We start from the raw sequence: 12,985 nt of genomic DNA, 5'->3' as shown, positions 1-12,985 counted from the left end.
TCATGGTCATCGGGGCTGCGTCGGGGCGGCGGGGCGTCATCGGGTGAGCGCCGGCAGCACGCTGCGCGAGAACTCGTCGATCCAGCCGCGCTGATCGCGGCCGGCGTTGTGCAGGTAGATGCGGTCGGCGCCGAGATCGGCGACGCGTTGGATGAGCGCCCGATGCGCGTCGGGGTCGCTCGAGACGAGCATTCGGCCCTCGAAGTCCTCGGGGCGCACGAGGCGGGCGAGCTGCTCGAACTCGAACGGCGAGCGGATGTCGCTGCGCGAGAACCGCATGGCCGCATTGGGCCACTCGCGGAGCGCGTTCGCCATCGCCTCCTCGTCGGTCGGCGCCCAGGACAGGTGCAGCTGCAGCACCTTCGACGTGCTGTCGAGGTCGCGTCCGCTCTCGCGGACCCCTTCGTCGAAACGGGAGAACAGCGTCGCCAGCCGGTCGAGCGGTGCACCGACGGTGATCATGCCGTCGACATGCCGGCCCGCGCGCTTCGCGGTCACCGGCCCTGCCGTGGCGATGAGGATCGGGGGCGCTTCGGCCGGCATCGTCCACAACCGTGACGACTCGAGCTTGAAGTGGGTGCCCGCATGCTTCACGTCGCGGCCCGCGCGCGAGCCGGCGAACAGCTTCTGGATGACCTCGACGGCCTCGAACATGCGGTTGATCCGCTCGGGCGCCTCGGGCCAGTACTGACCGGTGATGTGCTCGTTGAGCGCCTCACCCGATCCGATGCCGAGCCAGTGCCGTCCCGGGTACATGGCGGCGAGAGTCGCCGAGGCCTGGGCGACGACGGCCGGATGCATGCGGAACGTCGGCGCGGTCGCCCCCGTCCCGATGTCGCCGCGCGTGCGCTCGGCCGCGGCGGTGAGCACGTTCCAGACGAACGAGCTCTGCCCCTGGGTCGGAGTCCACGGCTGGAAGTGATCGGTGGCCATGACACCCGAGAATCCACGGCCCTCGGCATACTCGGCGAGCTCGACCGCCTCGCGCGGCGGGAACCGCTCGAGCATGGCCGCGTAGCCCACGCTCAGCTGTGTCACATCCCCAATTCTGCCACTGGTCGGCTGAGGACCCGTCAGCTCCCAGCCGTCCCGTCGGACGACAGGGTCAGTCGTTGGCGCTGAGCAGGTCGCGCGACGTGGTGGGCTGCAGGTATTCGGCGACCGCACGCGGCACGTAGGGGCTGACATCGCCGCCGAGAGCCGCGACCTGGCGGACCAGCGAGCTGGACACGTGAGCGTGAGCCGGGTCGGGCAGCAGGAACACCGTCTCGACGTGGGCGAGGTTGCGGTTGACGATCGCCATGGGCGTCTCGTAGGCGACATCGACCTGCGAGCGGATGCCCTTGACCAGCACCGTCGCGCCGACATCGGTGCAGTAGTCGACGAGCAGACCGACGCTCCACGACGCCACCCGCACGTTGCGGCTCAGCCCGGCCTCCGCGATAGCGGTCTCGAGCAGTTCGACCCGCTGGCCGATGGGCAGCAGCGCCGACTTGTCGGGATTGTGCACCACCAGCACGTGCAGTTCGTCGAACAGGTTCGCGGCACGCTCGATGACATCGAGATGTCCGAGCGTGACGGGGTCGAACGACCCGGGAACAACGGCGATCCTCGTCATGACTTCAGGCTATCGGCGTCGACGACGGCGTGGGAGCGGTTTCGAGACGGATCGTCATACATCCGTACCGCCCGCTCAGCTCTTCGCCAGGAACTCCCGCGCCTGATCGTCGAGGCGGCGTTCGATCGCCTGGCGCAGTGCGGGATGGGTGGCGAGGATCGGGTCGACCTCGAGCAGCCGTTCGGCTGCCGAGCGCGCCTCGGCGATCAGATCGGCGTCGGCGACGACCCGGAGGAGACGCAACGACGAACGCCCGCCCGACTGGGAGGTTCCGAGCACATCGCCTTCACGACGCAGTTCGAGGTCGGCCTGAGCGAGGTCGAATCCGTCCGTGGTGGACGCGACGACCTCGACGCGTTCCCGCGCGACCGTCTCGGCGGGAGCCGAGGTCACGAGCAGGCAGAGACCCGGCAGCCCCCCTCGACCGACACGCCCCCGCAGCTGGTGCAGCTGGGAGACTCCGAAGCGGTCGGCGTCGAGCACGACCATCGTCGACGCGTTGGGCACGTCGACTCCGACCTCGATGACGGTCGTCGCGACCAGCAGATCGATGCCGCCCGACGCGAACGAGCGCATGACCTCGTCCTTCTCGTCGGCGGTCATCCGGCCGTGCAGAGCCGCGACGCGTCGACCGGCGAGCGCCTCGACCTGCGGGATGACCTTCATGATCCCCTCGACCGAGGCCTTGGGCGGGACCTGCGCTCCCGCTTCGACCTCGTCGGGCTCCTCGAGGTCGCTGCCCGCTTCGACCGAGGTGTCATCGATCGCGGGGCAGACGACGAAGACCTGCCGGCCCTCCTCGATCTCCTCGGCGGCGCGCTGCCAGACCCGGGGAAGCCAGCCCGGGTGGTCGGCCAGGGCGACCACGAAACTCTCGATCCCGACTCGCCCGACCGGCAGCTCGCGGATGACCGACACATCGAGGTCGCCGAAGACGGTCATGGCCACGGTGCGCGGGATGGGGGTCGCCGTCAGCACGAGGACATGCGGCGGCGTCGATCCCTTGGCGCGGAGAGCCTCGCGCTGCTCGACGCCGAAGCGGTGCTGCTCGTCGACGACGACGAGCCCGAGGTCGAAGAAGGAGACCTTGTCGCCCATGAGCGCATGCGTGCCGATCACGATGCGGGCCTGACCGGTGACGACGCGCAGGAGCGCCTTCTTGCGCTCGGCCGCGGACATCTGGCCGGTGATCAGCGTCGGCATCAGCTTCGCGGCCAGGTCGGGGCCGAGCGACCTGACGATGGATCGGAGGTGCTGGCCGGCGAGCACCTCCGTCGGTGCGAGCAGCGCGGACTGGCCGCCGGTGTCGGAGACCTGGAGCATGGCGCGCAGGGCGACCAGTGTCTTGCCGGATCCGACCTCGCCCTGCACCAGCCGGTTCATCGGGAACTCGTGGGCCAGGTCGCGCGCGATCTCGTCGCCCACCTGCTGCTGATCCATCGTGAGGTCGAACGGCAGCGCGGCGTCGAAGTCCTCGCGGTCGCCCCCGCCGATTGCCGGGCGTGCGGTCGTCGGCACGGCCCGGGCCGCCATGCGCTGCTCGAGCAGGGCGGTCTGCAGCACGAACGCCTCCTGGAAGCGCAGCGCGTCGCGCGCGGCCTTCCAATCGAGGTCTTTCGCGGGACGGTGGATCCGGTCGAGCGCCTCGGCGAAGGTGATGAGCCCGCGTTCGCGGCGGACGTCGTCGGGAACGGGATCCTCGACGAGGCCGACCTCGTCGAGAACCAGTTCGACCGCCTGCTGCAGCTTCCAGGTCGGCATCGTCGCCGTCGCCGGGTAGATCGGAACGGGAGCGTCGGTCCACTCCTTGGCGATCGTGCCGCCCGCGAGCTCGGCGTCCGCGAAGATCTGGTAGTCGGGATGCGCGAGCTGGGCGAGACCCCGGTAGCGGCCGACCTTGCCGGTGAAGATGCCGCGGACACCCGGCTGGAGCTCGTTCTGGCGCCAGGACTGGTTGAAGAAGGTCAGGGTGAGCATGCCGTGGCCGTCGCTGATGACCACTTCGAGCACCGACCCGCGACGCGACTGCATCTTGCGCTCGCTCGTCCGGCGCACCTCGGCGACGATCGTGACGTTCTCGCCCTCGGGAAGCTCGGCCAGCGAGGTCAGCTCACCCCGTTTGGCGTAGCGCCGGGGATAGTGCGCCAGAAGGTCGCCGGCGGTGACCATGCCGAACGCCTTCTGCAGCGCCGCCGCGGTGCGGCCGCCGAGCAGGTCGGCGAGCTTTCGCTCGAGGGCACTGACGGTCACCAGTCGAGGCTACCGTCAGGCGCCGACTCCCCTCCCCTGTGGTGGGCGTTCCGGCTCGCCGCGCACGTTGCGCACGGCCCCGCACGCCGGAACGTGCGCGCGACGAGACCGCAACAGCCCGGCGGGACCGCAGCAGAGGAATGCCATCTCAGGATCGCTGAAGTCCAGTCGTGTTCTCCGCAGGCGCTCGGTGCGCGCACGTTCCGGCGTCGGGGGCCCGCCGCAACGTGCGCGCTTGCCCGGAACGCCCGTCAGAGGTCGAAGGTGTAGCCGCCGGCCGAGCGGGCGGCGCGGCCGATCTGGTGGGTGTGCTTGTCGTCGTTGATCTCGAGCGAGCGGAACGCCCGTCCGACCACCCGCGCCTGGCTGTTGCAGAAGTTGATCGCCAGCGCGCGCTCGGGCTCGCTCGCGATCGCGCCGTCCCGGTCGATCACCGCGGAGATCCGGGAGACGGCGGCGACCTGCGAGTAGATGCCCGCCGCGGCGTCGGCGAGGCGCTTCTGCACGAGCTGCTTCTCCTGCACCTTCGATCCGTACTTGCGGAGCGCTGCCTCGGCCGACGAGCGGAGCCGCGCCGTCTGCTCGGCGATCTGGCCGACCTGCTTGCTGAGCGACGCATGCGCGCCCTCGAGGCGGTCGGGGCGCAGCCGCATGCCGACCCGCTCGCGCACGTAGGGCGCGAGCACCCCGATGGCCTTGGCCGGGTCGCCGATGCTGATGCTCTTCACATCGGGCAGGTGCTCGGACAGCGCCTTGATCCCGTTGAGGGCCGTGAACGCGCGCATCACATCGTTCGCGCCCTCGAAGATCGGGAAGATCCGGAAGTCCCTCAGCGCCCGCGACAGCGGGTGCTCGGACATGAACGCGGTGCCTCCGTGCAGCTGGAAGGCGCGGTTCAGGGCGTACCAGCCGGTGTCGCTCGCGAGCACCTTGGTCATCGCCGATTCGAGCGCGAAGTCGGCCTGGCCGCCGTCGACGAGACCCGTGGTCAGGTAGCTCATCGACTCGATGCCGTAGATCTGCGTCTGCATCCACGCGATCTTGTCCTCGACCATCTCGAAGTCGATGAGCTCGCGATCGAACTGGCGACGGGTCGAGGTGTGCTCGATCGACTGGCGCAGGAACGTCTTCATGCCGCCCGCGATGGACGTGCCCATCGACATGCGGCCGTTGTTGAGCGTGTTCATCGCGATCCGGAAGCCGTCGCCGGGCTCGCCGAGCAGGTTCTCCGCCGGGACCCGCACGTTGTTGAAGCGGATGCGCTGCAGCCGGTTGGCGCGCAGGCCGACCGTGTCGAAACGGGGTCCGGTCTCGAGGCCCTCGGACCCGCCCTCGACGATGAAGGCGACATGGCCGAGGTCGCTGCGTGCGAAGACGGTGAGGACATCACGGTCGCCGTTGCCGATCCAGCGCTTCTGACCGTTGAGGATCCAGCTGCCGTCGCTCTGCCGTTCGGCCCAGGTCTCGAGGTTGTAGGCGTCGGACCCGACATTGGGCTCGGTGAGCACGAAGGCGGCGAGCTTGCGCCCCGCTGCGAGGTCGGGCAGCCAGCGCTCCTTCTGCTCGTCCGTCCCGTAGAGGAACAGGGGCTTGGTGCCGATGGACTGGTGCACGCCCATGACGACCGAGAGGGTGCCGTCGGCACGGCCGAACTCCTCCATGATGCGGCAGTAGCCCGACTGGCTGAGGCCCTGTCCGCCGTACTTCTTGTCGACGAAGAGGCCGAGGAGCCCGAGCTCGCCGAGGTCGCGGATCGTGTCGTCGCCGACCCAGCGGTCCGCCTCGGCCTTCACCGGGTCGTAGGTGGTCGTGAGGTAGTCGCGCGCGAGGCCCGCGAGGCGATCGGTGTTCGCCTTGTCCTCGCCCCTCTGCAGCGGGTACGGCATGACGAGTTCGCTCGCCACCTGGCCGAGGAAGAGGGACTTGGTGAACGAGGGCTTCTGAGCACGATCGACGGCGGCCATGCCGGAATTCTGCAGAGTCCTCACACGGTGCCGCCAATCGCTTGTATGACCCCAACAGTCCTGTCGTCGGCACGGGTCGCGTCCGCTGTCGCTTCCATCGATAGTCTCGATCCCGATGCGCATCATCTCGGGCTTCGCCGGCTCCCTCACGCTGCGGGTCCCGCGCTCCGGGACGAGGCCCACGAGCGACCGCACCCGGGAGGGCGTCTTCTCCTCGCTCGACTCCCGCGGCGCATCCGACGGCGCGCGGGTGCTGGACCTGTACGCCGGATCCGGCGCGCTCGGACTCGAGGCCGTCAGCCGGGGCGCGACCTCGGCGGTCCTCGTCGACCGCGCGAGCGACGCGGTCGCCGTCTGCCGGCAGAACGCGGCGCTCGTCCTGCGGGCGGCCCCGAAAGGCGACGCGCCTCAGGTGACGGTGGAGAACCGGACGGCGATCTCGTTCCTCGAACGGTCCCGTGCATTCTTCGACCTGGTGTTCATCGACCCGCCCTACGACATCGCCGAGACCGAGCTGACCCGCCTGCTCGAGCTCCTCGTCCCTCGGCTCGCGCCCGACGCCGACATCGTGCTCGAGCGGAGCACCCGCTCCCCCGAGCCGACCTGGCCCGCGGGCATCGAGGTCCTCCGCCAGCGGCCGTACGGCGAGACGCTGGTCCACTTCGCGACCACCGCCGCGGACTAGCCCTGCCCTGTCGCTCAGCAGGTGGAACCGTGCTCAGCAGGAGGAATCCGCCCGATCTCGCCTGCTGAGCGCACTTTCACCTGCTGAGCGAGAGGAAGTGGGCGATTCCACCTGCTGAGCGAGAGGATCGGGGTCAGCCGGTGGCGCCGTTCCAGTCGTCGAACGGGTCCCAGCCTGCGCGGGCGTCGCGGGGGTCGGCGCCGTCGACGGTGACCCCGTCGCCGACGAGCACCCGGCCGACGATGCGGAACCCGTCGGGCAGCGTGCCCGCGGGGAAGACCGCGAGCAGCGAGTGGTCCTCACCACCGCTCAGCACCAGGTCGAGGCTCGAGTCGGCGAGTTCGGGCGCCTCACCCACGATCCGGTGAACATCCCCCGCGAGGAAGGCCGTGCCGAGATCGATGCGGACACCGCTCGCGTCCGCGATCCGCGACGCGTCGAGGAGGAGGCCGTCGGAGATGTCCAGCATCGCGTGCGCGCCGGAACGCGCCGCCACCCGGCCTGCCGCGATCGGCGGAGCGGGGCGCAGCTGAGCGGCGAGCAGATCGCGTCGACGCGACTCGACCTGCTCGAAACGGGCGCGATCGGGGATGCCCTCCGAATCCACGGCCTCGGCGAAGAGGAGTTTCAGTCCCGCGGCAGCGCACCCCAGGTCGCCGGCCACCGCGACGACGTCGCCGACGCGCGCGCCGGAGCGGAGCACCGGTCGGTCGCCCTCGAGGTCTCCGAACACGGTCACGGCGATCGTGAGCGTGTCGGACGCGGACAGGTCCCCGCCGACCACTCCCGATCCTGGCGAGAGGGCGGCGCAGGCCTCGCGCAGACCGTCGGCGATGCCCTCGAGGAAGTCGACGGGAGTGTCCAGCGGGGCCGCGAGTGCCACGACGAGTCCTGTGGGTGTCGCGCCCATCGCGGCGATATCGGCCAGGTTGCTCGCTGCCGCCTTCCAGCCGAGATCGAACGGGGCGGACCAGGCGAGACGGAAGTCGGGGCCGTGGATCAGCAGGTCGGTGGACACCACGTAGCGTCCGTCGGGTGCGGACAGGACGGCACCGTCGTCGCCGGGACCGACGATCGCGGCGGTAGCGGCGGGCAGTCGACGCACGATCCGGCGGAGCGACTCGATCTCGCCCACGCTTCCGAGCGTATCGACGGCGTTCACACGGCAACGCTACAGCCCGGCGTCGACGCCTCGAGATTCTCGGATGTGACGACGGTAGCGTTCGCGCATGAGTGCAGAAGAGAAGACCCAGGACGGGCCCGTCATGGACGGCGCCACCGAGGCGACCGAGCAGGAGAAGGTCGAGGGGCGCCGCGAGCAGGCGGAGCACGACGGCCTCCCCGAGGAGGCGGAGCCGGGCGATGTGTCACCCGAGGGCCGCGAGAACCTGAGCAGCTAGCGCGGCATCGTCCTCAGGACGGTCCCGTAATCTTGTGGGGTGCCCCGCCGACCCGTTCGAACCAGTCTCGGCGTCGTCGCAGTACTCGCCTCTCTGGCCGCGGCGCTGACCGGCTGCACGCCGACCGTGTCGCTCAAGCCGGCCGCTGACGCCACCGCCGTCGGCTGTGCGGAGATCATCGTGCGGCTCCCCGACGCGATCGACGACGACAGGCTCCGCAACACGGATGCTCAGGCCACCGCCGCGTGGGGGGATCCCGCGAGCGTGCTGCTGCGCTGCGGTGTCGAGTCCCCCGGTCCGACGACCGACCGGTGCCTGTCGATCAGCGGCGTCGACTGGATCGAACGGCAGACCGGCGACGATCCCGACGTCTACGACTACACGACCTACGGGCGCGATCCCGCCACCACCGTCACCGTCGACACCGGCGCCGCATCGAGCACGAACGTCCTCACGGATCTGTCGGGCGTCGTCTCGGTCGTCGAGCAGGATCGGTTCTGCGTCGGAGCCGACGATGTGCAGGTCCCGACCCCCGAGCCGACCCCGTAGGTCGAGCCCACCCGCCCCGCCCGCCGCGCCCGTCGAAGCGAAGGGGGTCTCGATACGCGCTCCGCGCTACTCGACCACCGAGGGCCTCCCGCCCGCTGAGCGCAGCGAAGCGAAGGGACCTCGGTACGCGGCTCCGCGCTACTCGACCACCGAGGGTCGCCCGCCCGCTGAGCCCGTCGAAGCGAACGGGCCTCGGTACATCGCTCCGCGCTCCTCGACCTCCAGGAAGGCCCGCCCGCTGAGCGCAGCGAAGCGAAAGGGGCCCCTTTAGAGGACCTGGGCGATGAGGTCGTCGATCAGTTCGGGGTAGGTGAGGCCCGATGCGAGCCAGCACTTGGGGAACATCGAGATCGGGGTGAACCCGGGCATCGTGTTCACCTCGTTGACGATGAAGCCGTCGGCGGTGAGGAAGAAGTCGACACGGGCGAGGCCCGCCCCTCCGATGGCCTCGAACGCGTGGGCGGCGATCCGCTGCATCTCTCCGAGCTCGCTGGCCCCGAGCGGGGCGGGGCAGACCAGCTCGATGCCGGGGGCATCGAGGTACTTGGCGTCGAAGTCGTAGAACTCGCGGCCCGTGATCACGATCTCGCCGGCGACGGACACTCGAGGGGCTCCCCCGTCGATGCCGCCGAGCACCGCGCACTCGACCTCGCGGCCGATCATGCCGCGTTCGATGAGCACCTTGTCGTCCTCGGCGAACGCGGTGGCCAGTGCGGCGTCGAGGCCCTCGGCAGACATGACCCGGGTGACTCCGATGGAGGATCCGGCGCGGGCGGGCTTCACGAACTGCGGGTAGCCGAGCGCGTTCGCCTTGGCCCGCACCCGGTCGGATCCCGTGGCCCAGCCCGCCTGCGTGACCGTCACCCACGGCGCGACATCGATGCCGGCCGCCTCGAGCACCGTCTTGGTGAAGTGCTTGTCCATGCCGAGAGCCGAGGCGAGCACGCCGTTGCCGACGTACGGGAGTCCGATGAGCTCGAGCATGCCCTGAATGGTGCCGTCTTCGCCGAACGGACCGTGCAGGATGGGGAACACCAGGTCGATGTCACCGAGGCTGCGCACCTCGTCGCCCTCGACGACCCGCAGTTCCCTCGTGTCGACCGAGTCGGGCCAGAGGATGCGGGTGCCGTTGTCGAGCACCTCGGGCAGCGCGTCGGGGTCGAGCGCGAAGCGTGCGGGGTCGTCGCTCTCGAGCACGAACGCACCGCGACGGGTGATGCCGACGGGGATCACCTCGTAGCGGTCGCGGTCGATGGCGCCGAGGACTCCCCCGGCGGTGGCGCAGCTGATGGAGTGCTCGCTGGAGCGGCCTCCGAAGAGCAGCACGAGGCGGAGCCGGTCGGCCATGGCCGTCACTCTCCTAGAGGGAGGTCGGAGTCGGTGGTGAAGTGCGGGGCGATGTCTTTCGGCTCGAGCGTACCGTCGAGCACCTGCGCCACCTGCGTCACGATCGGCATATCGACACCGCGCTCGCGGGCCAACTCGAGCACGGGGCGCACGGAGGCGAGCCCTTCGGCGGTCTGCTCCATCGAGGCGACGACCTCGTCGAACGCGTACCCCTGCCCGAGCAGGCGGCCGGCCATGTTGTTGCGGGACAGCGGCGACTCGCTCGTCGCGATGAGGTCGCCGAGACCGGCGAGCCCGGAGAGCGTGGTCGCCTTGGCGCCGAAGGCGACGGCGAACGCGGTCATCTCGGCCAGACCGCGGGTGAGGATGGAGGCCTTGGTGTTCTCGCCGTAGCCGACGCCGTCGACGATGCCGATCGCGACGGCGATGAGGTTCTTGAGCACTCCGCCGAACTCGGTGCCGACCACATCGGTGTTATAGAACGACCGGAAGTAACTGTTCGAGGCGGTCTTCGCGACGAGCTGGGCGGTCTCGGCGCTCGTGGAGGCCACGACGGCGGCGGTCGGCCACTCCTTCGCGACCTCGAGGGCCAGGTTGGGGCCGGATGCGACCGCGATGCGGGACGCCTCGAGCCCGAGCACCTGCCCGAGCACCTCGCTCATCCTCAGTCCGGTGTCGCGTTCGACGCCCTTCATCAGGCTCACCACGACGGCGTCGGGACGGAGGTGACCGCGCACCTTGTCGAGGTTGCCCCGCAGCGCCTGGCTGGGCACCGAGACGTAGACCTGGTCGGCGTCGGACAGCACCCGTTCGAGGTCGGAATGGGCGCGGATGGATCGTGGCAGGTTGATGCCGGGCAGGTAGTGACTGTTGCGACCCGATGACGAGATCTCGCTCGCGAGTTCGGGGCGTCTCGCCCAGAGGGCCACGTCGGCGCCACCGTCGGCGAGCACTTTCGCGAAGGTCGTGCCCCAGCTGCCCGCACCGAGCACGGCGACCTTCGCGGCCCCGGCCGGGTTCTGCTCAGTCAAAACGGCCCGTCTCGGTCTGACCCTTGGTCTTCGGATCCCACCTGCCGGCGGGCGCTTTCTCACCCCGGAGCTCCTCGAGGAGCGCGGTGATGTGCTGCATGAGCAGCTCGGTGGCGTCGGCGAGCAGCGCGGAGTCCATGGGGCGCCCCTTGAACCGGGAGAGGTCGACGGGCGGACCGAATTTCAGGTCGACCTTGGCGCGCGGCCATGGGTGCAGCTTCTTGCCGTAGCGGGGAAGCAGACCCTGCGAGCCCCACTGCGCCATGGGGACCAGCGGCAGATCATGTTCGAGGGCGAGGCGGACCGCTCCGGTCTTGCCCCGCATCGGCCACATGTCGGGCTCGCGTGTGAGGGTGCCCTCGGGGTAGATGACGACCCCGCGTCCCTTCTCGACGAGCTCCTCGGCGGCTTCGAGCGGGATCGCGCTACGGCTCATGGCCGCTCGTTCGACGGGGATCTGGCCGGTGACGGTGAACATCCAACCGACCATCGGCAGACGGAACAGCGACGCTTTGGTGAGGAACCTCGGTGCACGCCCGAGCCGCCAGACCGCGACGGCGATGACGAACGGGTCGACCTCGGTGTAGTGGTTGGGCGCCAGGACGTACGAACCGCGCTCGGGCAGGTAGCGGTCGTCGATGAAGTTCAGCTTGGTCGTCGCCCGGATGAAGGGGACGACGAGTCCGCCGAGAGGCCAGAACCAGGATGGGGAGTACTTCTCCGGCTTGCTTCGGCGGGACACTCGACCATTATGGCCGGACCGACGCTCGTCTAACGCGCCCGTCATGCCTCGACTGTGTAGCGGGCGCCGAGGGCCTCGAGCTTGCCGAGGAAGTCCTCGTAGCCGCGGCTGATGATGCCCACGTTGCTCACCGTGGACCGCCCCTCGGCGGTCAGCGCGGCGATGAGGTGCGAGAACCCGCCGCGCAGGTCGGGCACCTCGATATCGGCTCCGTGCAGGGGCGTGGGGCCGACGATGACGGCGGCCTGCTCGAGGTCGCGGCGCGGGACACGACGGGGCGTGCCCTCGATGCCGCGCGGGTGCACGGTGATGTCGGCGCCCATCTCGATGAGCGCGTCGGTGAAGCCGAACCGGTTCTCGTAGACCGTCTCGTGCACGATCGACTCGCCCTGCGCCTGCGTGAGGGCGACGATGAGCGGCTGCTGCCAGTCGGTCATGAAGCCGGGGTGCACGTCGGTCTCGATGACGACGGGCTTCAACGCACCACCCGGGTGGTAGAAGCGGATGCCGTCCTCGTAGATGTCGAACTTGCCGCCGACTTTGCGGAACACGTTGAGGAACGTCATCATGTGCTCCTGCTTCGCGCCCTCGACCATGATGTCGCCGCCGGTCGCGAGCGCGGCGGAGGCCCAGCTGGCGGCCTCGTTCCGGTCGAAGATCGCGCGGTGGGTGTAGCCCTCGAGCCGGTCGACGCCCTCGATGAGGATGACGCGGTTGGGCTCGACCGAGATGATGGCGCCCATCTTCTGCAGGATCGCGATGAGGTCCATGATCTCGGGCTCGATCGCGGCGTTGCGCAGCTCGGTCGTTCCCTTGGCGCGCGTGGCGGTGAGCAGCACCTGCTCGGTCGCGCCGACGCTCGGGTAGGGGAGCTCGATCTCCGCTCCGGTCAGGCCGTTGGGAGCCGTGATGCGGATGCCGCTCGGCAGCTTGTCGACGATGGCGCCGAACTTGCGGAGCGCGTCGAGGTGGAAGTCGATCGGGCGATCGCCGATGCGGCAGCCGCCGAGGTCGGGGATGAACGCCTCGCCCAGCTGGTGCAGCAGGGGGCCGCAGAACAGGATCGGGATGCGGCTCGATCCGGCATGCGCGTCGATGTCGGCCATGTGGGCGATGATCACGTTCGACGGGTCGAGGATCAGGTCGCCGGGCTCGACGCCGTCGGTCACCTTGACGCCGTGCACCTCGAGGAGCCCGCGGACGACGCGGACGTCGGAGATGTCCGGGACCCCGCGCAGGAGGCTCTCGCTCTCGCCCAGGAGCGACGCGACCATCGCCTTCGTGACGAGGTTCTTCGCGCCCCGCACCTGGATGCGGCCCTTCAGCGGGATGCCGCCTTCGATGGCGAGACGGTCGATGTTCATACCGACGCGCTCTCCTGCCTTGCGTGAATCGGTGG

12 protein-coding genes are annotated in these 12,985 nt (G+C 69.8%); 3 read left to right on the top strand and 9 right to left on the bottom strand.

Annotated features, from left to right (window positions below; translation table 11 throughout):
- Window positions 1-36 precede the first annotated feature (36 nt).
- The 4 genes from DDQ50_RS06275 to DDQ50_RS06260 form a co-directional block, all read right to left on the bottom strand.
- Window positions 37-1,038 (bottom strand): TIGR03557 family F420-dependent LLM class oxidoreductase, encoded by a 1,002-nt coding sequence (locus DDQ50_RS06275; RefSeq protein ID WP_276308379.1) that lies wholly within the window; start codon window positions 1,036-1,038, stop codon window positions 37-39.
- A gap of 67 nt (window positions 1,039-1,105) precedes the next feature.
- On the bottom strand, window positions 1,106-1,618 hold the full coding sequence (coaD, locus tag DDQ50_RS06270) for a pantetheine-phosphate adenylyltransferase (RefSeq protein ID WP_116755779.1): 513 nt from the start codon (window positions 1,616-1,618) through the stop codon (window positions 1,106-1,108).
- A gap of 75 nt (window positions 1,619-1,693) precedes the next feature.
- Window positions 1,694-3,868, bottom strand: coding sequence for an ATP-dependent DNA helicase RecG (locus DDQ50_RS06265; RefSeq protein WP_116755778.1), 2,175 nt, complete (start codon window positions 3,866-3,868; stop codon window positions 1,694-1,696).
- A gap of 251 nt (window positions 3,869-4,119) precedes the next feature.
- Window positions 4,120-5,832, bottom strand: a complete 1,713-nt coding sequence (locus tag DDQ50_RS06260) for an acyl-CoA dehydrogenase family protein (RefSeq protein ID WP_165829718.1) — start codon at window positions 5,830-5,832, stop codon at window positions 4,120-4,122.
- Window positions 5,833-5,947: 115 nt separating this feature from the next.
- On the opposite strand from DDQ50_RS06260, the gene rsmD reads away from it, so the two are divergent.
- A complete protein-coding gene (gene rsmD, locus DDQ50_RS06255) occupies window positions 5,948-6,517 on the top strand; it encodes a 16S rRNA (guanine(966)-N(2))-methyltransferase RsmD (protein WP_116755776.1) in 570 nt (189 codons plus the stop codon).
- A 133-nt stretch (window positions 6,518-6,650) separates the two neighbouring features.
- On the opposite strand, the gene DDQ50_RS06250 is transcribed toward rsmD, so the two are convergent.
- Entirely contained in the window at window positions 6,651-7,679 is a 1,029-nt protein-coding gene (locus DDQ50_RS06250) for a thiamine-phosphate kinase (RefSeq protein ID WP_116755775.1), read from the bottom strand.
- Between the two features lie 67 nt (window positions 7,680-7,746).
- Here DDQ50_RS06250 and DDQ50_RS17230 point away from each other — a divergent pair, with 67 nt between their 5' ends.
- Window positions 7,747-7,917, top strand: coding sequence for a hypothetical protein (locus DDQ50_RS17230; protein ID WP_165829717.1), 171 nt, complete (start codon window positions 7,747-7,749; stop codon window positions 7,915-7,917).
- Between the two features lie 39 nt (window positions 7,918-7,956).
- Window positions 7,957-8,466, top strand: coding sequence for a DUF3515 family protein (locus tag DDQ50_RS06245; RefSeq protein WP_116755774.1), 510 nt, complete (start codon window positions 7,957-7,959; stop codon window positions 8,464-8,466).
- Between the two features lie 267 nt (window positions 8,467-8,733).
- Here DDQ50_RS06245 and DDQ50_RS06240 read toward each other — a convergent pair whose 3' ends face one another.
- Genes DDQ50_RS06240 through murA form a run of 4 tightly spaced genes read right to left on the bottom strand, consistent with a single transcriptional unit; the run spans window position 8,734 to window position 12,950 of the window.
- Window positions 8,734-9,813: a D-alanine--D-alanine ligase family protein gene (locus DDQ50_RS06240; protein ID WP_116755773.1), complete on the bottom strand. Its 1,080-nt coding sequence runs from the start codon at window positions 9,811-9,813 to the stop codon at window positions 8,734-8,736.
- Between the two features lie 5 nt (window positions 9,814-9,818).
- Entirely contained in the window at window positions 9,819-10,844 is a 1,026-nt protein-coding gene (locus DDQ50_RS06235) for an NAD(P)H-dependent glycerol-3-phosphate dehydrogenase (RefSeq protein WP_116755772.1), read from the bottom strand.
- Window positions 10,837-11,586 (bottom strand): lysophospholipid acyltransferase family protein, encoded by a 750-nt coding sequence (locus tag DDQ50_RS06230; RefSeq protein ID WP_240614251.1) that lies wholly within the window; start codon window positions 11,584-11,586, stop codon window positions 10,837-10,839. Before DDQ50_RS06230 ends, DDQ50_RS06235 begins: the two co-directional genes overlap by 8 nt.
- Before the next feature lie 41 nt (window positions 11,587-11,627).
- Window positions 11,628-12,950 (bottom strand): UDP-N-acetylglucosamine 1-carboxyvinyltransferase, encoded by a 1,323-nt coding sequence (gene murA, locus DDQ50_RS06225; protein WP_116755770.1) that lies wholly within the window; start codon window positions 12,948-12,950, stop codon window positions 11,628-11,630.
- Window positions 12,951-12,985 lie beyond the last annotated feature (35 nt).

The organism is Amnibacterium flavum (assembly GCF_003097495.1).
Classification (GTDB): domain Bacteria; phylum Actinomycetota; class Actinomycetes; order Actinomycetales; family Microbacteriaceae; genus Naasia; species Naasia flava.
This window is presented reverse-complemented; position numbering and strand designations above follow the sequence as displayed.